Source organism: Type-C symbiont of Plautia stali (assembly GCF_059730935.1).
In genome coordinates, this window is sequence record NZ_AP035923.1 from 2,548,664 (window position 1) to 2,573,261 (window position 24,598).

General features: G+C 57.2%; 25 protein-coding genes. 15 read left to right on the forward strand and 10 right to left on the reverse strand.

All coding sequences use genetic code 11. The annotated features are described in order from the left end of the window. Positions 1 to 2: 2 nt before the first annotated feature. From murJ to rimJ, 4 genes are all read right to left on the reverse strand, one after another. On the reverse strand, positions 3 to 1,541 hold the full coding sequence (gene murJ, locus AC6I7J_RS12030) for a murein biosynthesis integral membrane protein MurJ (RefSeq protein WP_058759461.1): 1,539 nt from the start codon (positions 1,539 to 1,541) through the stop codon (positions 3 to 5). A gap of 121 nt (positions 1,542 to 1,662) precedes the next feature. Continuing rightward, the gene (locus tag AC6I7J_RS12035) at positions 1,663 to 2,583 is read right to left on the reverse strand and encodes a Gfo/Idh/MocA family protein (RefSeq protein ID WP_215480200.1); all 921 of its coding nucleotides are present in this window, start codon (positions 2,581 to 2,583) and stop codon (positions 1,663 to 1,665) included. 1 nt (position 2,584) lies between these two features. Further along, complete coding sequence (locus AC6I7J_RS12040) at positions 2,585 to 3,229, reverse strand: DUF480 domain-containing protein (protein ID WP_059010451.1); 645 nt, start codon at positions 3,227 to 3,229, stop codon at positions 2,585 to 2,587. 15 nt (positions 3,230 to 3,244) lie between these two features. Next, entirely contained in the window at positions 3,245 to 3,838 is a 594-nt protein-coding gene (gene rimJ, locus AC6I7J_RS12045; protein ID WP_021506430.1) for a ribosomal protein S5-alanine N-acetyltransferase, read from the reverse strand. 244 nt (positions 3,839 to 4,082) lie between these two features. Between rimJ and mdtH the strand changes: the two genes are divergently transcribed. From mdtH to AC6I7J_RS12095, 10 genes are all read left to right on the forward strand, one after another. Beyond that, the gene (mdtH, locus tag AC6I7J_RS12050; protein ID WP_104092805.1) at positions 4,083 to 5,285 is read left to right on the forward strand and encodes a multidrug efflux MFS transporter MdtH; all 1,203 of its coding nucleotides are present in this window, start codon (positions 4,083 to 4,085) and stop codon (positions 5,283 to 5,285) included. A gap of 89 nt (positions 5,286 to 5,374) precedes the next feature. Continuing rightward, positions 5,375 to 6,022 carry a glutaredoxin 2 gene (gene grxB / locus AC6I7J_RS12055; protein WP_021506432.1) on the forward strand — a complete coding sequence of 216 codons (648 nt, stop codon included), beginning with the start codon at positions 5,375 to 5,377 and terminating at the stop codon, positions 6,020 to 6,022. A 115-nt stretch (positions 6,023 to 6,137) separates the two neighbouring features. After that, positions 6,138 to 6,701, forward strand: coding sequence for a lipoprotein (locus tag AC6I7J_RS12060; RefSeq protein ID WP_021506433.1), 564 nt, complete (start codon positions 6,138 to 6,140; stop codon positions 6,699 to 6,701). A gap of 207 nt (positions 6,702 to 6,908) precedes the next feature. Further along, positions 6,909 to 7,955, forward strand: a complete 1,047-nt coding sequence (pyrC, locus tag AC6I7J_RS12065; protein WP_021506434.1) for a dihydroorotase — start codon at positions 6,909 to 6,911, stop codon at positions 7,953 to 7,955. Positions 7,956 to 8,023: 68 nt separating this feature from the next. Further along, the gene (dinI, locus tag AC6I7J_RS12070; protein WP_021506435.1) at positions 8,024 to 8,269 is read left to right on the forward strand and encodes a DNA damage-inducible protein I; all 246 of its coding nucleotides are present in this window, start codon (positions 8,024 to 8,026) and stop codon (positions 8,267 to 8,269) included. A 144-nt stretch (positions 8,270 to 8,413) separates the two neighbouring features. Beyond that, complete coding sequence (locus AC6I7J_RS12075) at positions 8,414 to 8,683, forward strand: hypothetical protein (RefSeq protein WP_010617279.1); 270 nt, start codon at positions 8,414 to 8,416, stop codon at positions 8,681 to 8,683. 287 nt (positions 8,684 to 8,970) lie between these two features. Continuing rightward, complete coding sequence (gene bssS / locus AC6I7J_RS12080; RefSeq protein ID WP_021506436.1) at positions 8,971 to 9,225, forward strand: biofilm formation regulator BssS; 255 nt, start codon at positions 8,971 to 8,973, stop codon at positions 9,223 to 9,225. Between the two features lie 106 nt (positions 9,226 to 9,331). Then, positions 9,332 to 10,447: an N-methyl-L-tryptophan oxidase gene (gene solA, locus AC6I7J_RS12085; RefSeq protein ID WP_141495572.1), complete on the forward strand. Its 1,116-nt coding sequence runs from the start codon at positions 9,332 to 9,334 to the stop codon at positions 10,445 to 10,447. Between the two features lie 284 nt (positions 10,448 to 10,731). Then, positions 10,732 to 11,304 carry a cytochrome b gene (locus AC6I7J_RS12090; protein ID WP_141495573.1) on the forward strand — a complete coding sequence of 191 codons (573 nt, stop codon included), beginning with the start codon at positions 10,732 to 10,734 and terminating at the stop codon, positions 11,302 to 11,304. A 1-nt stretch (position 11,305) separates the two neighbouring features. Beyond that, complete coding sequence (locus AC6I7J_RS12095; RefSeq protein ID WP_021506439.1) at positions 11,306 to 11,881, forward strand: YceI family protein; 576 nt, start codon at positions 11,306 to 11,308, stop codon at positions 11,879 to 11,881. Positions 11,882 to 11,925: 44 nt separating this feature from the next. Here the strand turns inward: AC6I7J_RS12095 and trhO are convergent, their stop codons facing one another. Beyond that, complete coding sequence (trhO, locus tag AC6I7J_RS12100) at positions 11,926 to 12,981, reverse strand: oxygen-dependent tRNA uridine(34) hydroxylase TrhO (protein ID WP_498005774.1); 1,056 nt, start codon at positions 12,979 to 12,981, stop codon at positions 11,926 to 11,928. A 267-nt stretch (positions 12,982 to 13,248) separates the two neighbouring features. Here trhO and AC6I7J_RS12105 point away from each other — a divergent pair, with 267 nt between their 5' ends. The 3 genes from AC6I7J_RS12105 (at position 13,249) to AC6I7J_RS12115 (ending at position 15,517) form a co-directional block, all read left to right on the forward strand. Then, positions 13,249 to 14,172, forward strand: a complete 924-nt coding sequence (locus AC6I7J_RS12105; RefSeq protein ID WP_021506441.1) for a Kdo(2)-lipid IV(A) acyltransferase — start codon at positions 13,249 to 13,251, stop codon at positions 14,170 to 14,172. Positions 14,173 to 14,730: 558 nt separating this feature from the next. Further along, the gene (locus AC6I7J_RS12110; protein WP_021506442.1) at positions 14,731 to 14,997 is read left to right on the forward strand and encodes a hypothetical protein; all 267 of its coding nucleotides are present in this window, start codon (positions 14,731 to 14,733) and stop codon (positions 14,995 to 14,997) included. Positions 14,998 to 15,118: 121 nt separating this feature from the next. Next, the gene (locus AC6I7J_RS12115; RefSeq protein WP_021506443.1) at positions 15,119 to 15,517 is read left to right on the forward strand and encodes a MysB family protein; all 399 of its coding nucleotides are present in this window, start codon (positions 15,119 to 15,121) and stop codon (positions 15,515 to 15,517) included. Position 15,518: 1 nt separating this feature from the next. On the opposite strand, the gene AC6I7J_RS12120 is transcribed toward AC6I7J_RS12115, so the two are convergent. The 3 genes from AC6I7J_RS12120 to AC6I7J_RS12130 form a co-directional block, all read right to left on the reverse strand. Beyond that, positions 15,519 to 15,758 (reverse strand): YceK/YidQ family lipoprotein, encoded by a 240-nt coding sequence (locus tag AC6I7J_RS12120; protein WP_021506444.1) that lies wholly within the window; start codon positions 15,756 to 15,758, stop codon positions 15,519 to 15,521. 227 nt (positions 15,759 to 15,985) lie between these two features. After that, entirely contained in the window at positions 15,986 to 18,538 is a 2,553-nt protein-coding gene (mdoH, locus tag AC6I7J_RS12125) for a glucans biosynthesis glucosyltransferase MdoH (RefSeq protein ID WP_058780762.1), read from the reverse strand. After that, the gene (locus AC6I7J_RS12130; RefSeq protein ID WP_182688977.1) at positions 18,531 to 20,066 is read right to left on the reverse strand and encodes a glucan biosynthesis protein G; all 1,536 of its coding nucleotides are present in this window, start codon (positions 20,064 to 20,066) and stop codon (positions 18,531 to 18,533) included. The genes mdoH and AC6I7J_RS12130 overlap by 8 nt, the downstream gene beginning before the upstream one ends. Positions 20,067 to 20,344: 278 nt before the next feature. On the opposite strand from AC6I7J_RS12130, the gene mdoC reads away from it, so the two are divergent. Continuing rightward, positions 20,345 to 21,490 carry a glucans biosynthesis protein MdoC gene (gene mdoC / locus AC6I7J_RS12135; protein ID WP_021506447.1) on the forward strand — a complete coding sequence of 382 codons (1,146 nt, stop codon included), beginning with the start codon at positions 20,345 to 20,347 and terminating at the stop codon, positions 21,488 to 21,490. Between the two features lie 40 nt (positions 21,491 to 21,530). Here the strand turns inward: mdoC and AC6I7J_RS12140 are convergent, their stop codons facing one another. Then, positions 21,531 to 22,991 carry a phospholipase D-like domain-containing protein gene (locus AC6I7J_RS12140; protein WP_021506448.1) on the reverse strand — a complete coding sequence of 487 codons (1,461 nt, stop codon included), beginning with the start codon at positions 22,989 to 22,991 and terminating at the stop codon, positions 21,531 to 21,533. A 152-nt stretch (positions 22,992 to 23,143) separates the two neighbouring features. Between AC6I7J_RS12140 and AC6I7J_RS12145 the strand changes: the two genes are divergently transcribed. After that, positions 23,144 to 24,283 (forward strand): glycoside hydrolase family 1 protein, encoded by a 1,140-nt coding sequence (locus AC6I7J_RS12145; protein WP_058780764.1) that lies wholly within the window; start codon positions 23,144 to 23,146, stop codon positions 24,281 to 24,283. Here AC6I7J_RS12145 and AC6I7J_RS12150 read toward each other — a convergent pair. Beyond that, positions 24,280 to 24,456: a hypothetical protein gene (locus AC6I7J_RS12150; protein ID WP_021506450.1), complete on the reverse strand. Its 177-nt coding sequence runs from the start codon at positions 24,454 to 24,456 to the stop codon at positions 24,280 to 24,282. The two genes, AC6I7J_RS12145 and AC6I7J_RS12150, sit on opposite strands and share 4 nt — an antisense overlap. Positions 24,457 to 24,598: the final 142 nt, after the last annotated feature.

Sequence of the window (24,598 nt, forward strand, 5' to 3'; positions counted from 1 at the left end):
GCTCACACCGCTGTGCGGCGGGCAAAATCGCGCGGGCGGAAGCCCAGTAAACCGAGCATCACGAAGTAAGCGCCGCCGCCAATGGCGCACACCGCCGCCAGACGCAGTAACCGCCACCACATCTGCCCCTCTTCCCACGCTGGCATCACCTGCAGAATGCCCAGCAGCGCAGCAGCCATCACCGCGACGGCGACCAGCAGACGCAGCAGGAAACCGTGCCAGCCCGGCTGCGGCTGAAAGATTTGCTGTTTGCGCAGCTGCCAGTAGAGCAGCGCCGCATTCAGGCAGGCCGCCAGACCAATCGACAGCGACAGACCGGCGTGCTTCAGCGGGCCGATAAACGCCAGGTTCATCAGCTGGGTCATGATCAAGGTGGCGATAGCAATCTTAACCGGCGTTTTGATGTCCTGACGCGAATAGAAGCCCGGCGCCAGCACTTTCACCACGATCAGCCCCATCAGCCCAACCGAATAGGCAATCAGCGCGCGCTGGGTCATCGCCGCATCAAAAGCGGTAAATTTGCCGTACTGGAAAAGCGCCACGGTGAGCGGACCGGAAAGAATGCCCAGCGCAACCGCGCTCGGCAGCGCCAGCAGGAAGCACAGACGCAGGCCCCAGTCCATCAGACGGGAATATTCATCGTGGTTGCCGCTGGCAAAACTCTTCGCCAGCGACGGCAGCAGGATGGTGCCGAGCGCCACGCCCAGCACGCCAGAGGGAAACTCCATAAGACGATCGGCGTAGTACATCCACGACACCGAGCCGGAGACCAGAAACGAGGCGAAAATGGTATTGATGATCAGCGAGATCTGGCTCACCGACACGCCGAGAATCGCCGGGCCCATCTGGCGCATCACCCGCCACACGCCGGCATCGCGCAGGTTGACGCGCGGCAGTACCAGCATGCCAATCTTTTTCAGGTGCGGCAGTTGATAAAACAGCTGCAGCAGCCCGCCCACTACCACTGCCCACGCCAGCGCCATCACCGGCGGATGGAAGTGCGGCGCGGCAAACAGCGCAAAGCCGATCATGCTGATATTCAGCAGCGTGGGCGCGAACGCCGGGACGGAGAAGCGGTTCCAGGTATTAAGAATCGCCCCGGCCAGCGACGCCAGCGAGATCAGCAGAATATAAGGAAAGGTGACGCGCAGCAGCGAACTGGTTAAGGCGAACTTGTCGGCGGTATCGGCAAAACCCGGCGCCGTTACCACGATTACCCAGGGCGCAGCGACCATGCCCAGCACCGTCACCACCGCCAGCACCAGCGTCAGCAGGCCTGATACATAGGCAACAAACACCCGCGTGGCGTCTTCGCCCTGCTTGCTTTTATATTCGGCAAGAATTGGCACGAAGGCCTGTGAAAAGGCGCCTTCGGCGAAAATACGGCGCAGCAGATTGGGCAGTTTGAACGCCACGAAAAAGGCATCGGTGGCCATGCCAGCCCCGAAAACGCGCGCCACGATGGCGTCGCGGGCAAAGCCCAGCACGCGGGAAAACAGGGTCATCGAACTGACCGCAGCCAGCGATTTCAGCAAATTCATAATGAGTGGCGCATCCTGAAAAGTGTCGGATAAATGAGCAACTTAGCGCGGACATCCTGCGATGTCCGGCGATAGTCTACTGCTGCGGTGGGAAATGACCAGCATTGAGTGTTACAAGGGATTATTCCTGTACGGCGTCGCGCCACAGTTTTTCCACCAGACGCTGCGCCGCCAGCGCCTGTTCACCGCTGGTTTCAGGCATCGTCTGATTTTCCACGCACTGGATAAAATGGTGTGCCGCACCGCTGAAGCCACGCTGGGTCAGATGACTTTGCCACGCCGGCGGGACATCACTGCGCAGGCCGCTAAGCGTCTCTTCACGCCAGTCGCGCATCTCATTAATTTCGATGTAACGCCCGTCGCAGATGGCGCTGACCACTTCACGCTGCGTGCCCGCGCGGCGATGCATACTGGTGGTAATTTGCAGCGATCCGGCCGAGAAATGGTGCTCACCGTAGAGCATTGCGCCGTCATCATGGGTGTCGATATGGCCGAACTCTAGCCTGAGCTTGCCGCCGGCCAGCCACAGCGCGGTATCGACCACGTGCAGATAGTCATCCAGCAGGGTAAAGCGCAGGTCGTGCGGGCCGACGCTGTCTGCCCGGTGTTTCTCAATGCGCAGCGAGGACGCGCCCGGCAGCTGCGCTTTCAGCTGCTGGTAGCGCGGTGCAAAGCGCCGGTTGAAGGCCACCATCAGTTTGCGTTTGCGCTTTTCCGCCAGCGCCACCAGCGTCTCCGCCTGCTGCAGCGTTTCGGCCAGCGGCTTATCGACACAAACATCTTTACCGGCCAGCAGCAGCGCCTGCACTACCTCAAAATGGCTGGCGGTGCTGCTGTGTACAAACACCGCATCGCTGGCCGCCGCCAGCACATCCAGCTGACTAAAATAAGGAATACGGTAACTGTCGCAGATCGGCTGCGCCCGCGCCTGGCTGGGCGAGAACGCGCCGACCAGCTGCCAGCCGCTGGCCTGCGCCAGCACCGGCAGCCAGGCTTTCTGCGCGATACCGCCAAGCCCGACCACACCAATACGCAGCGTCATTTCACGCCTCCCGCTGCAGCAGTTGCTGCAGCTGAGCATCAAGGCGCGCCACCTGCGCTTCCAGCTGAGCAACGCGCACGGCCAGATCGTCAGACTCAGGCGACGCTGTGTGGCTCGCGGATAGCTCGTCCGCCACCTCGCCGCCAAACAGATGCATATAGCGGCTTTCTCGCTTGCCCGGCTCGCGTGCCAGACGCACCACCATGGGGCCGTCATCGCGCGTCGTCAGCCCCTCCAGCGTGCGTTCCACTTCGGCCATGTCCTGAAACTCATGCAGACGACCACTGCGGGTACGTAGTTCGCCCGGCGTCTGCGCGCCGCGCAGGAACAGTAGCGTCAGCACCGCCACTTCGGCGGCATTCAGCTGCAGATTGCCAAACGCCGAGTTGCAGAAACGCTGTTCATATTTGCTGACGCGCTGACCGAAACCGCTGTTAGCGGTGACCAGATGCTTTTTCACCAGCTCATCGAGCTGAGCCTGCACCTCGCTTTCGCTCAGGTTCATCACCGGCTCGCGGTTAGATTTCTGATTACAGGCGGTGACCACGCCATTGAGGGATAACGGATATTGATCCGGCGTGGTGACCTGCTTCTCCAGCAGGCAGCCGATCACGCGCAATGCCTGCGCGGAGAGAGCCATCTTCATTACGTGTTCCTTTTATTATTGTCCGCGACGATCCGGGTTCCATTCGCGCCAGGTAAGCGCCGTCAGCACATGATCCTGCCAGCGGCCATCAATCAGTAAATAGTCTTTGGCGTAGCCCTCTTTTTCAAAACCGAGGCGCGCCAGCAAATCACCGCTGCGCTGATTGTGCGGCATATAGTTGGCCATAATGCGATGAATGCGCTGCTGGCGCTGCATGTAGCGAATCGCCGCCTGCAGCGCCTCAAACATCATGCCCTGCCCCTGCCACTTCTCTCCCAGCGAGTAGCCGAGATAGCAGGCATGAAACGATCCGCGCAGCACATTACTGAAGTTGGCGACGCCGCGCACTTCATGCTCTTCCGGGTCCATCAGCACAAAATAGAACGCGGAGCCCTGTTTATGCATGTCGGCAATTAAACCCAGGCGCGCCTGCCAGCCGGAAGGATAACAGTGGCTCTCATCGCGCACCGGTTCCCAGGGTTTAAGAAAGGCGCGGTTTTCGGCGTAGTAATCCGCCAGACGCCAGGCATCGCGTTCATGTACTAGACGCACCACCAGACGATCGGTGGTAAGCCGCACGCGCGGGCCAGCAGAGCGATAGCCAAACATCATGACTCCTGAAATCCATAACGAAAGAAAGATGTACGCCAGCGGCGTTACTTCTCACTATAACCGTCACCCCGGCTGCGGTAAAACCCCGCGCATCGCTCACGGCAATTGATTCCGATTAAGGATTAATTTCTCTTCAGGCTGGATAAAAAAATATCATCCTGAAAACGCTATTTTTCCCGCCGGAGCAGGCAGAAAATAGACCAACTGGTCACTTTTCCTTCTCACTTGCTCAGGATTCAGCATGTCACGGGTTGCGCGGGCACGACGCCTTGGAAAAACGTTTCTGTTAGTCGATAACATGCTGGTGGTAATGGGATTCTTTGTGGTGTTTCCCCTGATCTCCATTCACTTTGTGGAACAGCTTGGCTGGGCCGCGCTGCTGGTGGGCATTGCGCTCGGCCTGCGTCAGCTGGTGCAGCAGGGGCTTGGCATCTTCGGTGGGGCCATTGCTGACCGTTTTGGCGCGCGGCCGCTGATTGTCACCGGCATGCTGATGCGCGCTGCCGGTTTCGCCTGTATGGCGCTAGCGCATCAGCCGTGGCTGCTGTGGCTGGCCTGTCTGCTGTCCGGACTGGGCGGCACGCTGTTCGATCCGCCACGCAGCGCGCTGGTGGTGAAACTGGTGCGGGCACGCGAGCGCGGACGCTTCTTTTCGCTGCTGATGATGCAGGACAGCGCCGGCGCGGTGCTGGGCGCGCTGATTGGCAGCTGGCTGCTGGCGTGGGATTTCCGTCTGGTGTGCTGGGTCGGTGCGGCGGTGTTTGTCGTCGCCGCCATCTTTAACGCCGTGTGGCTGCCAGCATGGCGCATCTCTACGGAGCGTATCGCCATGCGCGAGGGAATGCAGCGTGTGTGGCGCGACCGCCGTTTCCGCCTGTATGTCTTTACCCTGACCGGCTATTACATTCTCGCCGTGCAGGTGATGCTGATGCTGCCGGTCATGGTCAATCAGGTGGCGGGCGCACCGGCGGCGGTGAAGTGGATGTACGCGATTGAAGCGCTGCTGTCACTCAGCCTGCTCTATCCGCTGGCGCGCTGGAGTGAAAAGCGCTTCCGCCTGGAAACACGCCTGATGGCCGGACTGTTTCTGATGACCTTCAGTCTGCTGCCGGTTGGCATGACCGATTCACTGCCGTCGCTGTTTTTGCTGATCGCCGTCTTCTATCTCGGATCGATCATCGCTGAACCGGCACGTGAAACCCTGAGTGCCTCCCTGGCCAGCGCCCGGGCACGCGGCAGCTACATGGGGTTCAGCCGGCTCGGTCTGGCGATTGGCGGGCTGATTGGTTACTCCGGTGGCGGCTGGATGTTCGATATGGGCCAGCAGCTGGCCCTGCCGGAGCTGCCGTGGATGCTGCTCAGCACCGTCGGCATGATCACGCTACTGGCGCTGTGGTGGCAGTTCCAGCCGCGCCAGGTGGCACCGGCGATCTTCAGCAGCTAGTTTGCCGGTTCAGGCGTTCTCTTCCATACTTCCCGCACGTCCGGAAAAAGGGTGACCTCCGTCACCCTGAGAATCACAGGAGAAACGGGATGAAACTTTACATCTACGATCACTGCCCTTTCTGCGTCAAAGCACGCATGATATTTGGCCTGAAAAACCTGCCGGTTGAGCTGATTGTGATGCTCAATGATGATGAAGCAACGCCGAAAAAGCTGATTGGCCAGAAAATGGCGCCGATTCTGCAAAAAGCCGATGGCAGTGCGATGCCGGAGAGCATGGATATCGTGCGCTTTGTCGATAATCAGGATCGCCAGCCGCTGCTGACCGGCAAGCAAAATCCCGCCATCGCAGACTGGCTGCGACGGGTCAATGGCTACATCAACAAGCTGCTGCTGCCGCGCATCGCCGAGGCCGCGTTTGCTGAATTTGCCACCCCCGAAGCACGTGATTACTTCCGCGAAAAGAAACAGGCCAGCCTCGGTGACTTTGCCGAACTGCGTAAGCATGCCCCGGGTTTCATCAAAAATATCAGCGATGATCTGCGCCAGCTGGATAAATTGATCGTCAAACCCAATGCGGTGAACGGCGAGTTGTCTGAGGATGACATTCATCTGTTTCCGCTGCTGCGCTCGCTGACGCTGGTTTCCGGTATCGAATGGCCGAGCCGCGTTGCCGACTACCGCGATAATATGGCGAAACAGACGCAGGTGAATCTGCTGTCGTCGATTGCGGCCTGATGGCGCTGTGATGAGAAGCGCGCGGCTGCGTTTCTCATCTCTCTCCTGGTGACACCTGGCCCTGAATCAGGCAGGCTAAAGGCTGTTTGGCCGTATCAACCAGGAAGAAGAAATGATGAAGAAGGCGTTTCCCGGGCTGTTTGCCCTGTTTTTTGCCGTGCTGCTCAGCGGCTGTAACCAATTGACGCAATACACCATCAGCGAGCAGGAAGTGAATCAGGCGCTGCAAAAGCGCAACAACTACGAGAAAGACATCGGCGTGTCCGGGCTGGTGAATGCCCATATTGTACTGACCGATCTGAGCAGCCAGATTGGCCGTGAAGAACCCGGTAAAGTGACGCTGTCTGGTAAAGCCAACATCAACGTCAGCTCGCTGTTTGGTCCGCAGCAGGCCGAAATGCAGCTGAAGATGAAAGCGCAACCGGTGTATAACGCGCAGCAGGGCGCCATCTATCTGCAGGACCTCGAAATCGTCGACGCGCAGGTACAACCTGAGAAGATGGCGTCGATCATGAAAACCCTTACGCCGTATCTGAACGAATCCCTCAAGCGCTATTTCAATGAAAAACCCGCCTACGTGCTGAGCGCCGACCGCAGCAAAGGCGAGGCGCTGGCGAAGAAACTGGCTAAAGGACTGGAAGTGAAGCCTGGCCAGCTGGTGATTCCGTTTACCGATTAACGTTGCAAGGGGCCGTTCTCAGCGGCGGCCCTGCATAGCGTGGCATGATTTCGCCCGCGCCTGCCACGCTGCTACGCAATTTGCCGCGCCTGCGGTTATTTCTCTCCTGCACTGCAAAATCCCGTGCAAACGGTTGCCCGCCCCCTTATGATTAGTCCCCGGCCTAAACGAGCCATTTCGTTTTCACCTCAGCCGGAGCCTTTTTGAATGACAGCCCAACCCCAGCAAATCACGATTCGCCGCCCTGACGACTGGCACATCCACCTGCGCGATGGCGCGATGCTCAATGCAGTGCTGCCCTATACCAGCGCGGTGAATGGTCGTGCGATTGTCATGCCAAATCTGGTTCCGCCGGTCACCAGCGTTGCGGCTGCCGAAGCGTATCGCGCACGCATCATGGCGGCGCTGCCTGCTGAGCATCACTTCACGCCGCTGATGACCTGTTACCTCACCGATTCGCTTGATGCGGACGAAATTGAACGCGGCTTCCGCAGCGGTATTTTTACGGCGGCAAAACTCTATCCGGCACACGCCACCACCAACTCCAGCCATGGCGTCACCAACATTGCCTCCATTGCCAGCGTGCTGGAGCGCATGCAGGAAATCGGCATGCCGATGCTGGTGCACGGCGAAGTCACCGATGCGCACATTGATATCTTTGATCGTGAAGCGCGTTTCATCGAAACCGTGCTGCAACCGCTGCGTCAGCAGTTCCCGGGCCTGAAAGTGGTAATGGAACACATCACCACGAAGGAAGCTGCGGAGTATGTAGCCGCCGGCAATGAACTGCTTGGCGCGACCATTACGCCACAGCATCTGATGTTCAACCGCAACCACATGCTGGTGGGCGGCGTGCGCCCGCATCTCTACTGTCTGCCCATTCTGAAGCGCAACATTCATCAGGAAGCGCTGCGTAACCTGGTGGCAAGCGGTAACCGGCGTGTCTTCCTGGGCACTGACACGGCACCGCACCTGCGCCATCTGAAAGAAGCCAGCTGCGGCTGTGCCGGCGTATTTAATGCGCCGACGTCGCTGCCCGCTTATCTGACCGTGTTTGAAGAGCTTGGCGCACTGGAGCATTTTGAAGCCTTCTGCTCTGAGAACGGCCCCAGGTTCTACGGCCTGCCGCTCAACGACGGTACCCTGACGCTGGTGCGTGAGCCGTGGACGGTGCAGGAGAGCATCACGGTCGCTGACGATACGCTGGTTCCGTTCCTCGCCGGTGAAACCCTTAACTGGCGCATCAAAGAATAATCATCTGCCGCTTGCCTTCGGGAATTTTATACTGTACAAATAACCAGTATATTATCCCGGAGGCGTTTATGCGTGTTGAAATTACCGTAGCAAAGACTCAGCCCCTTCCCGCCGGTGCACTGGATGCACTGAGCGCTGAACTCACTCGCCGTATCTCCCGCGATTTTCCCGACGACAATCATCACGTCAAAGTGCGCTATGCCGGTGGTAACCAGCTCAGCGTGTTTGGCGGCTGTAAAGAATCACGCGACCGCATCAGCGATATTTTGCAGGAAACCTGGGAAAGCGCTGACGACTGGTTTATTACCGATTAACCGCCACTGTGCCGTTTTTGCCGGGCCCGCCGCCCGGCTTTTTTGTTTTTATTTCCCGCTCGCCAGAAAAACCCGCGCCAGCTAGACTCTGATTAAACGATGTCCTATTCTTGCCTCGTCGTGCTTACAGGAGGTGTGTTGCACATGACTACTGAAAAACCAGAAGAGGCGATGACGTTTGGGGAATTACTGGCCTTCATTGCTGAACAGCAACGCCGTTTGACCGTGCTGGAAAATGCCTTTGCTACGCTGACCTTCTGTCTGGACGATCGCGCCAGCCAGCTGCTGGCTCACAATTTGACGCTCGAAGCGCAAAACCAGAATCATGACGCTCAGTTACAGCAGCATTTTGCCCGGCTGGCCGACGAGATCCATCGACGCAAAGGGCAGTTGCCTGCCGAGTCGCAGGGATAATTTCAGATTTTTACCCTGGCGTTCAGCCCGTTAAAGTTTTAATGCTGAGATGCCGATAATCGGTATGACGACACGTTGCGCTGCGACAATAAATACCCAGCTGCGTAAGGCGTTTATTTATTCGTTGAAAACCGGCTTTTGGCTGCTTTTATTTTGCTGTGTTTTTAGTCACCACACTTTTTAACTACTGTACTGTTAATTCCATGTTATAATTATCTCGCTAGTGCAAGATACAGACGCATTGAACCTCGAAAGCACTTCGTTTAACGAGTAATAAGGAGGTTATAATGGACAGAAGTAAAGACGTCATCCAGACCCATCCGCTGGTGGGATGGGATATCAGCACCGTTGACAGCTATGACGCCATGATGATCCGCCTGCACTCGCTATCATCGCAGGACCAGAAAGAAGAAGAAGCTGACGTGGGCCCAACATACTGGCTGACAACTGACGTAGCCAGACAGTTTATCTCTATCCTCGAAGCTGGCATTGCAAAGATCGAGTCCACTGAGCAATACCTACGCGATAATCGCAAGCACTAATCATCACCATCGCGTGAAAAGGCACCCTACAGGGTGCCTTTTTCATGGGCGCACTCTTTTGATATGCTATTGAAAAAAATCGCCGTTTTACAGGAGTGATGTCGTCATGGTTTATGATCTGATTGTGGTGGGAAGTGGTTCCGTCGGAGCTGCCGCGGGTTTCTACGCAACCCAGGCGGGCCTGTCGGTGCTGATGATCGACAGCGCGCACCCGCCCCACAGCCAGGGGACGCATCACGGCGAAACCCGCCTGATTCGTCACGCTTACGGCGAAGGTGAACGCTACGTGCCGCTGGTGCTGCGCGCCCAGACGTTATGGGACGAGCTGGAGCGCCAGAGCGGCGAACGCATCATGCACCGCAGCGGCATTCTTAATCTGGCGCCGGCCAGCTCGGATTTCATTCACAACGTGATCGACAGCGCTAACCGCTGGCAGTTAGCGGTGCAGGTGTTACAGGCCGATGAGGTGCGTAAACGCTGGCCGCAGCTTAGCGTACCGGACGGCTACGTAGGCGTATTTGAGCCTAACTCTGGCTTCCTGAAATGCGAACAGGCGGTGCGCAGCTGGGTGCAGCTGGCGGAACAGGCTGGCTGCGCGCAGCTGTTTAACTGCCCGGTCAGCGCGATTGGCCGCGAGGGCGATCTGCAGCAGGTCACCACCAGCGATGGCGTATTCCGCGCGCGCAAGCTACTGATCAGCGCCGGCACCTGGGTCAGTCAGCTGGTGGACAATCTGCCCGTTACGCCGGTGCGCAAGGTGTTTGCCTGGTATCAGGCCGATGGGCGCTACAGCGAAAATAACCAGTTCCCCGGCTTTACGGTAGAGATGCCGGATGGCAGCCATTTCTACGGCTTCCCGGCAGACAATAATGCCCTGAAAGTGGGACGCCACGATGGCGGTCAGCCCATGCAGACGCCAGCGGACCGCAAACCGTTCGGCAGCATCGCCGCTGACGGTAACGAAGCCTTTAGCTTCCTGCGCCAGTTTCTGCCAGGCGTAGGCGTGTGCCTGCATGGTGAAGCCTGCAGCTATGACAACACGCCGGATGAAGATTTTATTATCGATACCCTGCCCGGCGAGCCTGACCGACTGATCATCACCGGCCTGAGCGGCCACGGGTTTAAATTCGCCAGCGTGCTGGGTGAACTGGCCAGCGAGTTTGCGCAGAATAAACCGTTCTCCTTTGACCTCACGCCCTTCTCACTTACGCGTTTTTCCTGATCGTGTTGCTGCCGGTGCGGATCGCACTGGCAGTTATTGACCTTTCCTGACACAAATTTACTTTTCGCCCGCGTTTATGGCGCATTTGGTGTAGCAATACCCATTGCCGCCAGGACTAAAACTGCTATTTGCTTATCTATTCAGAATTATTGAATTACACCGCCAGCCTTTCGCCATATATATCGAACCCCTAAATTCAAAGTTATAGAAAAGTAAGGACGATTGATTTTCTATTTCAGGTTGTAGATTCTCATTACCACTTATTTCCTGATAACGGCTTAACTATGTGGCGTAATTCTCCACGGCATTACGGTGCGTTAACCATTGCGTTGCACTGGCTGATGGCGCTGACGATTTACGGTATGTTCGCGCTGGGTTTATGGATGGTCGGACTTGGCTATTACGACGGCTGGTATCACAGCGCCCCTGAGATTCACAAAGGCATCGGCATCTTACTGTTTGCTGCTCTGCTGCTGCGCCTGTGCTGGCGCGTCATATCGCCCCCGCCGGCACCGCTCACCAGTTACTCGCCGCACGTACGCCGTGCCGCCCATGCTGCGCACTGGCTGCTGTATGGCCTGCTGCTGGTGTTGCTGATCAGCGGCTATCTGATCTCTACCGCAGACGGCAAGCCGGTCTCAGTGTTTGGCTGGTTTGAGGTACCGGCACTGTTTACCGGCGCGGGTGAGCAGGCCGATGTCGCCGGTGAGGTCCATTTATGGCTGGCGTGGGCTCTGGTGCTGTTGTCTGCCCTGCACGCCCTGGCCGCACTGAAACACCATTTTGTCGATCGCGACATGACGCTGAAACGGATGCTCGGTTACCGCATCCCCTTAACCTCTGAAAAGGAAAAGTAATATGATCAGGAAAACCCTGCTGGCGCTCAGCGCCGCTGCCCTCTTTTCGACCAGCCTGAGTGCCAGCGCGGCTGAGTATAAGTTTGATAAAGAGGGTCAGCACGCGTTTGTCCAGTTCCGCATTCAGCATCTTGGCTACAGCTGGCTGTACGGCAGCTTTAAAGATTTTGATGGCAGCTTTACCTTTGATGAAGCCAATCCGGCCGCGGACAAGGTCAACGTGACCATCAATACCAACAGCCTCGATACCAACCATGCCGAGCGCGACAAGCATTTGCGCAGCGCGGATTTCCTCAATACCGGCAAATTCCCGCAGGCCAGCTTCAGCTCGACTGAGGTTAAAAAACAGGGCAAGGATTATAAGATCACCGGCAACCTGACGCTCAACGGCGTAACGAAGCCGATCACGCTGGATGCGCAACTGATTGGTGAAGGCAAGGATCCGTGGGGCGGTTATCGCGCCGGCTTTGCCGCCAGCGGCGAAATTGTGCTGAAAGAGTTCAACATCAGCAAAGATCTCGGTCCGGCCTCGCAAAAAGCCGAGCTGATCATTTCAGTCGAAGGTGTGCGTCAGTAATCAGCAGTACAGCCTGGCGGGCAATGCGCCAGGCTGTTAAGCCGTTACTTTTTGTCCGGCGCGGGGATCGCCATGGTCATGTTGAGTAAACCGCGTGATTTATTGAACACTTTGTTGCCATTTTCACGGCCAGCGCGGCGCGCGCGCTGCTCTTCCGGCGCCAGTTTCGACTCTTCCATGCACAGCGGGCTGCAGCAGTTCTGATACTTTTCCGCACAGCTCGGGCACTGAATAAACAGCAGATGGCAGCCGTCATTAACGCAGTTGGTGTGGCTGTCGCACGGCGCACCACACTGATGGCAGCTGGAGAGAATATCGTCAGAGATACGCTCGCCCATGCGCTCGTCAAACACGAAGTTTTTGCCTTTGAAGCGCACCGGTAAACCCTGCTCGCGCGCGCGACGGGTATATTCGATGATGCCCCCTTCAATGTGGTAAACATCATCAAAACCGTTGTGCTTCATCCACGCACTGGCTTTTTCACAGCGGATGCCGCCGGTACAGTACATGACGATTTTTTTGTCTTTCTGCGCCTGCAGCATATTCACCGCCATCGGCAGCTGATCGCGGAACGTATCGGCTGGCACTTCCAGCGCGTTGTCGAAGTGGCCCACTTCGTATTCGTAGTGGTTACGCATATCCACAAACACCGCATCCGGATCGTCGAGCATGGCGTTGACTTCGGCCGCTTTAAGATAGTTACCAACGTTACTGGCGTCGAAGCTACCGTCTTCAATACCGTCAGCCACGATGCGATCGCGCACTTTCAGGCGCAGCACCCAGAACGATTTGCCGTCGTCATCCAGCGCGATGTTCATGCGCAGATTGTCGAGCGCCGGGTCAAAGGCATAGAGCATCGCCTTCATCGCCTCATAGCGACTGGCCGGCACGCTGATTTGTGCATTAATCCCTTCCTGCGCCACGTAGACGCGGCCGAACACCTTCAGCTGGGTTAAGGCAACATAGAGACGGTCGCGGAATGCCTGCGGATCGGCAATCTGGAAGTATTTATAAAAAGAGACTGTGGTACGCGGCTCGGTTTCGGCCAGCATACGTTCTTTCAGCTCTTTATTGGAAACGAGGTTGTGTAACACTGGCATGGTGAACACCTGTTAGCAATCAGAGAAATTTAGCGCGCATATGATACCTGAATTGAGCGTGATGCAAAGCCTCTGGTGCAATTCTCCTGCCATCAGCCACAATCGACGGGGTTCTGCGTTGTGCTCGCTAATATCTGCGCAGAAATGCTGTTCGTCGTGCGCTGACGCACGGATGGTTGATTTCAGTCAGAGAGAAAAAATGGCATAATCCCGGCCAATTACAGAAACCGGACTCTCTGGTACACGACGCAGGACATTGATATTTCCATGACGCAACTTCCGCAATTTACCCGCGAACTCCTTCATCCACGCTACTGGCTGACCTGGCTGGGCATCGGTTTCCTCTATGTACTGGTGCTGTTGCCCTACCCGCTGCTGTACGTGACTGGCTGCGGACTGGGACGCCTTGCCATGCGTTTTATGAAGCGTCGTGTTCAGGTCGCGCAACGCAATCTGGCGCTGTGCTTCCCCGATATGCCGACCAGCGAACGCGAAGCCATGGTGAAGCACAATTTCGAATCGGTGGGAATGGGGCTGATTGAGACCGGCATGGCATGGTTCTGGCCGGACTGGCGTATTCGTAAATGGGTCAGCACCAGCGGCCTGGAGCACGTTACCGAGGCGCTGGCACAAAAGCGCGGCATCCTGCTGATTGGCATGCACTTCCTGACGCTGGAACTGGGTGCGCGCGTGTTTGGCATGTACAACCCGGGTATTGGCGTGTATCGCCCTAACGACAACAAGTTACTGGACTGGCTGCAAACCTGGGGACGCATGCGTTCCAATAAAAGCATGCTGGATCGCAAAGATCTGAAAGGCATGATCCGCGCCATGAAGAACAACGACATCATCTGGTATGCGCCCGATCACGACTACGGCCCGCGCAGCAGTGTATTCGCCCCGTTCTTTGCCGTTCAGGAAGCCGCGACCACCACCGGCACGCATATGCTGATTCGTCTGGCTAATCCGAGCGTGGTGCCGTTTCTGGCACGCCGCCTGCCGCACGGCCGCGGCTACGAACTGAAAATGATGCCGGATATCCGCCACAAATTCTCACTGGAGAGTGAACTGGATACCGCTATCGTGATGAATAAAGTGGTGGAAGAGACGGTGCTGCTGGCGCCTGAGCAGTATATGTGGCTGCATCGCCGCTTTAAAACCCGGCCCGAAGGGCAGCCTTCACGCTATTGATCGGTTGCGGGGTATTATCAATGCCCCGCGTTATTTACCACACATTTGCCTTAATTCACGTGATTGTCTGCGCAGTGGCGCGCTAAAAAAGGCCCAGCCTGAGCTGCTATGCCTTCCACACGCTGACACTTAAGTCAACGACACCCTTTACGCCGCCTGCTGCTATCTTACGCATTAATCACGGTTTTTTGTTGCTACGCCTACGCGTTCTCCCTTGCCCGCCGCTGCTTTTCAGTGCCTGAGTTTGTTCGGCAATATGCGTAAAATATGGCGGGTGCGGATCTGATTTTGATGACTTCCAGGCCTTTTCCTATTTAATTTTACTCAGGCTTGCCGTCTTGTTTACTTATCTAATAAATTTTACTGATTAAACAAGTGTTTGTCTGAAAGTTAACCGCCATATTCTCTTTTGATTAAAAATTCATATTTTATATATCTTTATGGAATTGGTTAGCCCGATCGAATCCAGTTAGTTTCGACCCTGACAGTTAGCTCGTTAACTGCGCGTTTAAAAATATAAAAAGATTACACACAGCAAATATATTCAGGACACATAATATGAATAAAGGTATCTACTACTACGTGACGATCAGTACCGATCAGGAGGGTTACCATCTGCTGCATCGGAAGGAGTGTAAACGTCTGCCGGTTAAGGAGGATATGGTGTTCATCGGTACGCTCTATAATTTAAATCAGGCTTTGGCCACCGCACGAATTAATTTTAAAAAGGTGAAACCCTGTATTAAATGCTGCATCCGTTATTCTGCACCCGTGTTACGCGAGTCGGTACGACCGGTTCTGCACTTTCCGCAAAAAATGATGTAACCGGCGCGGGTGGATGACTTTTTACGCATCCACCCCGTCATTGTTCTCTCCCGCCCTGACAGCCGCCAATTTTCGTCTATTCTTCTGTGAAATCCCTTTTTGCACTGACAAGGAGTTGCAGATGAGCCTGTATAGTACGTTAGAAGAAGCCATTGAAGCCGCACGCGAAGAGTTTCTCGCCAGCCAGCCTGAGCTGGAGCAGGATGACGCCAGCGTCAGCCAGTTTGCGCTGCAGAAGTACGTGATGCAGGATGGCGACATTATGTGGCAGGCGGAGTTTTTCGCTGACGAAGACGGCCAGGGCGAATGCCTGCCAATCTGCAGCGGTGAAGCGGCGCAGGCGGTGTTCGACGGTAATTTCGATGAAATTGAGCTGCGCCAGGAGTGGCAGTCGGAAAATACCCTGCACGAATGGGATGAAGGCGAATTTCAGCTGGAGCCGCCGCGCGACCTGGAAGAAGGCGAAGCAGCGGCCGAAGAGTGGGAAGACGACGACAGTCCGTCAGACAACTGGGCGTAAGTTACTCGTACGGGCCGTGCTGTGCGTCAACCGGCAGTAGCAGCGTGTCCATCACCAGCGACAGCGGCAGATCGAGAATGGTCAGCACGCGCCACGGCCCGTCACGCACATCCCACTGCACGCCTGGATAATACTGGTTGCCGTGCCCCTGTCCGGGTACGGTCCGGCTGATAATGCTGCCACAGCCCGTCAGCAGCAAAATGGCGGCGCACAGCGCAATTAACTTCAGGCAATATTTCACTGCATTTACTCACCCTGAACTGACACCCCTGATTCTGATGTGCGTCAGTGACTGTTTAAATGTGCTCAGGAACACTGGCACGTGTCATCGCGCCATTTTAGCTGCGGGTGCAGCTAAACCGCTATGTCTTTATGCGTAAAGATTGTGTGAGGCGCGTTAAGCACTTCGCTGAAGCGCAGGCATAAAAAAAGCGGCATCGCTGCCGCTTTTTCATCACCGTTAGCCTGTCAGGCGCGCTGAGGCAGCGCCTGCGGGTTAAGCGTGAGTTTCTGATAACTCTCTACCCACTGATGATATTTATCCGCACTTTCCCACAAACGCGTGTGCACGCGCGCCAGCACCACCGGATCGCTGATCAGCTGCAGACGCTGTTCGCGATTCAGTTTTTCCGGTGCATCGCTCAATGCCTGATCGACGCGGCGATCGCGTGCGTGATCCAGCAGTGCGCTCTGCTTATGGCGCGATGTCGCCATCGCCGTCGCCAGCGCGTTGAACGCCGGATTGAACAGCGCATGCATAAAGCCATGCTTCAGCGCACGTTCCCGGTTCAGCTGCAGATAGTGATCGGTGTCGACCAGCTCTTTCGGCGGCTCATACTCTTCCGGGATCAGGAACAGCCTGGCACGCTTACTCTTCAGCCCGACCGTGGCGCGACTCGACATCACCGAGACAAACGGCGACAGAATCAGTGAGAAGACGATTGGCGCCAGCCACCACAGGAAGTTGAGATCGAGCACGCCCATCCCGACGGCCCAGACAATGCCCAGCAGCATCTGTGAACCGTGGCGACGGAACGCTTCGCTCCACGGCGTGGCGTCATCGTCACGCTGCGGCGAGTTCCACACCACTTCCCAGCCGAGGAAAGCGCTGACCACAAACACGGTGTGGAACAGCATGCGCACCGGTGCCAGCAGCACCGAGAACAGCATCTCCAGCAGCAGCGAGAGGAAAAGGCGGAATGCGCCACCGTACGGTTTCGCCCCTTTAAACCAGATCAGCACCACGCTGAGCAGTTTTGGCAGGAACAGCAGCACCAGCGTGGTGGAGAACAGCGCGATGGCCAAATCCGGACGCCACTGCGGCCACACCGGGAACAGCTGACGCGGCTGCAGGAAGTAGGTCGGTTCCATCAGCGTATGCACCACCTGCAGGGCGGTCGACAACGCAAGGAACATAAACCACAGCGGCGCCGACAGGTAGGACATCACGCCGGTCAGGAACACCGCGCGGTGCACCGGGTGCATGCCTTTTACCAGGAACAGGCGGAAGTTCATCAGGTTGCCGTGGCACCAGCGACGGTCACGCTTCAGCTCATCAAGCAGGTTCGGCGGCAGCTCTTCATAAGAACCCGGCAGATCGTAGGCGATCCACACGCCCCAGCCGGCACGACGCATCAGCGCCGCTTCCACGAAGTCATGTGACAGAATCGAACCGGCGAAGGAGCCTTCACCCGGCAGCGGCGCCAGCGCACAGTGTTCAATAAACGGCTGCACGCGAATGATGGCGTTGTGCCCCCAATAGTGCGATTCGCCCAGCTGCCAGAAGTGCAGACCGGCGGTAAACAGCGGCCCGTAAACGCGGGTGGCGAACTGCTGACAGCGCGCATACAGCGTATCCATGCCTGACGCTTTTGGCGAGGACTGGATAATACCGGCGTTCGGGTTCGCTTCCATCATGCGCACCAGACCGGTAAGACACTCACCGCTCATCACGCTGTCGGCGTCCAGCACCACCATGTAGCTGTAGTTGCTGCCCCAGCGACGGCAGAAGTCATCAATGTTGCCGCTTTTACGCTTCACGCGGCGGCGACGACGGCGATAGAAGATCTTGCCCGCCCCACCGACATCCCGCACCAGCTCCATCCACGCTTTTTGCTCGGCGATGGCGATGTCGGCATCGTAGCTGTCGCTCAGGATGTAAACGTCGAAATGCTCCGCGTTACCGGTGCGTTTCACCGACTCCCAGGTGGCGCGCAGACCGGCGAACACGCGTTCCACGTCTTCGTTACAGATTGGCATGATCAGCGCGGTGCGATGTTCCGGATTGAGCGGCTCATCCCCGGTGGTCGAGTACGAGATGCTGTATTTATCGCGACCGATCAACAGCTGCAGGAAGCCCATCAGCGCGGTCCAGAAACCAGCCGATACCCAGCAGAACAGGATGGCAAACAGGAACAGGATGCCAGTCTGCAGAATATACGGCAGGATCAGCTCCACCGACTGCAGCCAGTTCTGGTTAAACAGCTCGACCGGATCGAGCAGCGTCCAGCCCTGATACGGCAGAATGGTTTTCATGTACCAGGTGGCGACCACGGTCTGCAGAATGGTCAGAATCAGCAGCACGTAGCGACGCATGGAACCTACGTGGCGCCATTTGTCTTCCGCTTTCTGCTCTTCCACCGTGGCATAGCGTGGGTTGCCTTTCTGCCCGCGCAGGGAATCCCAGGCGCGCGCGATCGGGTTAGTCCGCCAGGCTTCCGGGAACATCAGCGAACGCTTCACTGGCGGCATCGCCTTCAGCGTGGTGCGGTCGAGATAATCTTTACTTAGCTGCTGGCCATCGGCGAGCGAATCCGGCCACGCCATGGATACGCGCGACGAGACCGATTTCAGCGGCGCATCGTCCGGCCGTTCGCTGGCGGCGATATCCTGCCCCAGCGCGCTGTGAATGGCATGAAACGCCTGCGCATTCTGCAGCGAGGCGCTGAGCGTGGCGCGTGCTGCCGCATCAAGCGGCAGCGCCTCCACGTAAGATTGAGGTAAATAAGTCGATTTATTCATTGGCAGGTAACTGATAGCTCCAGGTTTCCGTCAATGTCTTGTCGCCGCTCACCAGCGCCGCACGCATTTCGGTCGGCTGCTTGTTGTCTTTGACGCGCAGACGCAGCACCAGACGCCAGCCTTTGGTGACCGGGTTGTAGCGTACGCTCTGCTCGACCACGTCGGCGTTGTTACCGACGCTGACCTGCGGTGCCACCTGGGTGTTTTCCGGCAGCTTGCTCATCGCTTTACCGACAAAGTCCACGGTAAAGGCGATGGAACCATCCGGCTGACGCACCAGATTAGACTGCTTCACATCGCCCGCAGAACGCAGCGTGTCTTTCACCCAGGCTACATCGTCCTGATGCAGCTGGTTTTCATCACGCGTAAAGTGCAGACGATATTTGAAGTTCATCTCTTTGCCTGGCTCTGGCAGGCTCTCCGGCGTCCAGAAGGCCACGATGTTATCGTTGGTTTCATCTGCCGTCGGGATCTCCACCAGCTCTACGCGGCCTTTGCCCCAGTCGCCCTGCGGCTCAACCCAGCCGCTTGGACGCAGATCATAGCGGTCGTCCAGGTCCTGGTAATGGCTGAAGTCACGGCCACGCTGCAGCAGACCGAAGCCTTTCGGGTTTTCGATGGTAAAGGTGCTGACCGCCAGGTGTTTCGGGTTATTGAGCGGACGCCAGATCCACTCGCCATTTCCGGCGTGAATCGACAGGCCGTTCGAATCATGCAGCTCCTGACGGAAGTTGCTGACCGGCGACGGCTGGTTAGCGCCAAACAGGAACATACTGGTGAGTGGGGCTACGCCGAGTTTGCCGACGTTGTCACGCAGATACACTTTAGACTGCACGTCCACGGTGGACTCTTTGCCCGGCTGGATCACAAAGCGATAGGCACCGGCGGCGCGCGGAGAATCCAGCAGCGCATAAATCACCAGCTGTTTATCCTGCGGCTTCGGCCGCTCGATCCAGAACTCTTTAAAGCGCGGGAACTCCTCACCGGAAGGCAGCGCGGTATCAATCGCCAGACCACGCGCCGACAGGCCATACACCTGGCCTTCGCCAATCACGCGGAAATAGCTGGCACCCAGGAAGCTGGTAATCTCATCGTCTTTACCCTTTTTATTTAAAGGATACAGCACCTTGAAACCGGCAAAACCGAGGTTTTTCACCGCATCGGCATCGTGTTTCACGTTGCCGAAATTGAAGTAGTCAGGGTTATATTTGATTTCACGTACCGAAGACGCGGTGACTTCATTGATTTTCACCGGCGTGTCGAAATACATGCCCTGATGATAGAACTCGAGCTTAAACGGCGTGCGCAGTTTGCCCCAGTATGCTTTGTCGTGGTTAAACTGGATCTGCTGATAGTCAGCAAACTTCATTTCACGAAACTGAGAGGGTAAATTGCTTTTTGGCGCTTCAAAACCTTTCCCTGCCAGCGCCTTAGCTTGCTTTGCCACATCATCAATGTTGAACGCCCAGCTATTGTTGGCGTACAACGCCAGCAGAACTGCTGCGCCTACCCAGCGCATCTTCACCAGCCCGCCATTATTCTTCACTTTAGTCAGCACATCCCCCCCTTTCGTGTGCTTAGATCAAACCCATTTATCTTAAAGGATTATTCGGTTTTCCGACAGCTTATGTAAAAGATTGTTCCCCTGATTCGTAAGCCGAAAGTGTACTTTTCGGATAATTAAACCCGGAAGATTAAGAAACAGATTCACCTGATAGTATACGCTGTTTACAGCCGGTAGAATTTCGTCCGGCATAATCCGGTTTCAGGGTGAAACCGGCAAGTAAACTGACAAACCGGAAGCTTATGAGTTCAGCCAAACCCGAACGTGAATATTTCCTCGACTCGATTCGAGCGTATTTAATGCTGCTGGGCGTGCCTTTCCACGTCTCGCTGATTTACTCGACCCAACGCTGGTCGGTTAACAGCCAGGACGCCTCACTGTGGCTGACGGTGCTGAATGATTTTATTCACGCCTTCCGCATGCAGGTGTTCTTTGTTATTTCAGGTTATTTCTCATATATGCTCTATCTGCGCTATCAGCCCAACCGCTGGCTGAAGGTGCGGCTGGAGCGCGTCGGCATTCCGCTGTTAACTGCGGTGCCGCTCATTACCCTGCCACAGTTTTTTATGCTGAAAAATCTCACCAGCAAAGTCGGCGACTGGGCAAACTTCTCGCTGTATGACAAGTACAACGCGCTGATGTGGGATCTGATTTCGCACCTGTGGTTTTTACTGGTACTGGTGATTCTCACCGCGTTTGGCATGCTGAGCTTCCGCTGGCTGCGCGATCAGCAGCGCCGCATCGATTATCAGCAGGTTGGCTGGGGCAAGCTGACGCTGGCCCTGCTGGCCTATGCGCTGGTGTGGTGCGCCTTCCGCCGGCTGATTTTCCACTTTGCTCCCGCGCTGTTAATGGATGGCCTGTTCAGCATTGCGGTAATGCAGTCGCTGTTCTTCCTGCCGTTCTTTATGCTGGGTGCGCTGAGCTGGAAACATCAGGCGCTGAAAGCGCTGTTTGTGCGTTTTAATCCGGTGATGTGCTTTGGTGCCATTGCGGTGTTTATCGCGTACAGCCTGAATCAGCGCTACAGCAGCGGTGAAGGCTGGCTGTACGAGCTTGATGCCATCATTTCTACGCTGATGGGCTTGTGTATGCTGAACGTCTGCTTTAGCTTCGGCCACAAGCTGCTGAACAGCCACTCGCCGCGCATCATGTATCTGGTGAACGCGTCGCTGTTTATTTATCTGGTGCACCATCCGCTGACCATCCTGTACGGCATCTACGTTACGCCACACATCAGCAGTAATACGCTGGGCTTCTTTGTCGGACTGCTGATGGTGTTTGGCGTTGCCTTTGCCCTGTACGAGATTCATCTGCGTATCCCGCTGCTGCGCTTTTTGTTCTCCGGCAAGCCGCAGCGCAAACCAGAGACCTCCGCGCAGACGTAACGGCGTGCTTACCCGCCGGGCTGCGCGCGGTGCAGCCCGGCTATAGCAGCCACTCCACCGGCAGACGCCATACCAGCCGCACCAGCAAACGCTGCAACAGTGTGCACTGCGGCTCGTGCTTATGCACCACTTCCCGCGCTTCGCCGCTGTACTCCACCCAGTTAACGCGGCCCCACTTATCCAGTCGCAGTGCCCAGGCGCGGTCGCGCATGCCGCTGCTGAAGCGCTGATGGGTCTGCTGCGCCAGCGCTTCGCTCTCAATCACCAGCCCCATCTCCGTATTCAGCACCGCCGAACGCGGATCGAAATTAAACGAGCCAATAAACACTTTGCGGTTATCGACGGTGAAAGTCTTGGCGTGCAGGCTGGAGCCGGAATTCCCGGTCAGACCGCGATCGTGCGGGGCATCCGCGGCATTGGCCTGCGGCTTCAGTTCGTAGAGCGCAATGCCGTGACGCAGCAGCTTCTTGCGCCAGCGCGCATAGCCGGCGTGAACCACGGTGACATCATTGGCGGCCAGCGAGTTAGTTAAGATGGCGATCTTAACGCCCCGCCGCTTCAGCGCCAGCAGCTGCGCCACGCCGGCACGGGTCGGGACAAAATAGGCCGAGATGATATCGAACTGCTGCTGCGGCGTGCCGATCACCTCCAGCATGCGCTGCGGCAGCAAAGAGGAGCGCTTCGCTTTGCCCAGCCCTTTGCGCGGATCGTCACTTAACAGCCGCGTGTGTGCCCAGGTCATGCTCAACGAGCCCTGCTCCAGCTGGCTGACAAACGAAGATTTCTCCAGCCGCGCCAGATAGCGCTGCACCGCCTCGCTCTGCTGCCACTCCGGCGGTAAACGCACCGCTTCATGCGGCGGTGCGCCGGTGTCCACGACGCTGCGCAATGGCGATACCGCTTTGCTGTGCCAGTAGCGGGCAAAATCTTCCGCCACTTCATCTACCGCCGGTCCCAGCGCCAGCACGTCGAGATCGGTAAACAGCGGCTCATTGCCGGTGCCAAAATATTCGTCGCCGATGTTACGGCCACCCACCAGCGTTACCGCGCCGTCCACGGTCAGGCTTTTGTTGTGCATCCGGCGATTCAGGCGTGCGAAGTCAGTCAGATAGCCCAGCGCGCGCAGGGTTCGAAACGAGAAGGGATTAAACAGCCGCACGGCGATATTCGGATGCCGATCGAGTTCGGCCAGCGTTTCATCCAGCCCGGGCGTATTATTGTCATCCAGCAACAGGCGCACCTGCACGCCGCGCTCCGCCGCATCCAGCAACGCGCTGAACAGCAGGCGTCCCGACATGTCGTTGTGCCAGATGTAATACTGGACGTCGATGGTGTGCTGCGCCATGCCCATCAGCAGATAGCGTGCCGCAAACGCATCCAGCCCATCGTTCAGCGGATGAATGCCGCTCAGTCCCGGATGACGGGCACATTGCTGTTGCGCATGTTCTCTCAGCCCGTCGCCCGGCCGTTCGCGTGAGGAACGCAGTGCCGCTTCGCTCATACTCAATCCCTGCTTACCCTGAAGCTGTTATTGTTGGTATCACCGCACGTAAAGGCAATCAGAGCCGTCTACTTCCGCGTCGGGTGCGGCGTTAATTTAGTCTAGACTTAGCCAGGCGTTCTGCATCCGGCGTTCTTCGTGAGGAGAAGATCATGACTCAGCTATCCCCGCGCCATCAGCCCCGGCTATTTCGCAGCTTTTTTCAGGGCAGCTTCCCCTGCTCTACCGCCTGCCGCAGCGGCGGGCGACGACTGGATATGGTCATCAGCAGCGGCCACGACATGCTGCTGGAGAAAGATTACGCCGCGCTGGCGCAGGAGGGATTGCGCACCGCGCGCGACGGCGCCCGCTGGCACCTGATTGAAGCCACACCAGGTGAATACGACTGGCGCACCTTTCTGCCGATGATTCACGCGGCGGCGCGCCATGATTTACAAATCATCTGGGAGCTGGCGCACTTTGGCTACCCCGATCATCTCGATATCTGGAAGCCGGCGTTTGTGGAGCACTTTGGCCGCTTCGCACGCGCCATGGCTGAGCTGATGCGGGATGAGGGCGTGGAGCAGCCGTTCTTTACGCCCATCAACCAGATATCCTTCTGGTCCTGGGCCGGCGCCGATGTCTCGTGGCTCGATCCCTACGCCAGCGCGCGCGGTCGCGAACTGAAACGTCAGCTGGTGCGCGCCTCGCTGGCGGCCATGCACGCCATTCGCGACGTCTATCCGGATGCCCGCTTCGTGCTGACCGACCCGCTGGTGCAGATCGCCGCCGATCCGCATAACCCCGACAGCAAACCTTATGCCGACAGCCAGCATCAGGCGCAGTTTGAAGCCTGGGACTGGCTGGCAGGACGCGATGCGCCGGAGCTGGGTGGTCAGCCCGATTTTCTCGACATCCTGGGGCTGAACTATTATCCCGACAACCACTGGTTCTTCTCCGGCGACACCATTCCGCCCGACCACCCGCAGCGTCAGCCGCTGCACCGGCTGCTGATGCAGTGCTGGCAGCGTTATCAGCGCCCGCTGCTGCTGGCGGAAACCGGCGCGGAAGGCGACGCGCGCGCGCCCTGGCTGCGGCATGTCAGTGATGAAGCGCGGCTGGCCTTAGCGCAGGGCGTGGCGCTGGAAGGCATTTCGCTCTATCCGGTGGTGGAGTATCCGGCGTGGGCCGACGATCGGCGCTCGCCTGGCGCGCTGTTTGGTCTGGGCGATCCCAATGGCAATCGCACCCTGCATGAAGCGCTGGCGCTGGAGTTACGCAGTCAGCAGATTAAATGGCGCACCCAGGATTAAGAGTGCTGCACCGGGCTGGCGGTTTTGGGCGGGCAGGTTTGTACATCCAGTGACGGATCGGCTGGATGGCGCACGTCCGTCAGCCAGGTCATGGTGAAAAGGAACACTACGCCGATCAGGCAGGCGGAAAGCAGTCCAATGATGGCGATCAGTTTGTCATCCCGGGATTCCATCGACATCTCCTTGCGGGCGTCCGTAGTCGGTTGCTGGCCTCAGCTCATCCATAATGTAAGCATCAGGACGAAGATTATAAGGGTAACCGAGGTCACTGCAAGTACCACAATGGCGAAGTGCGCATCATCCAGCGGTTGCCGT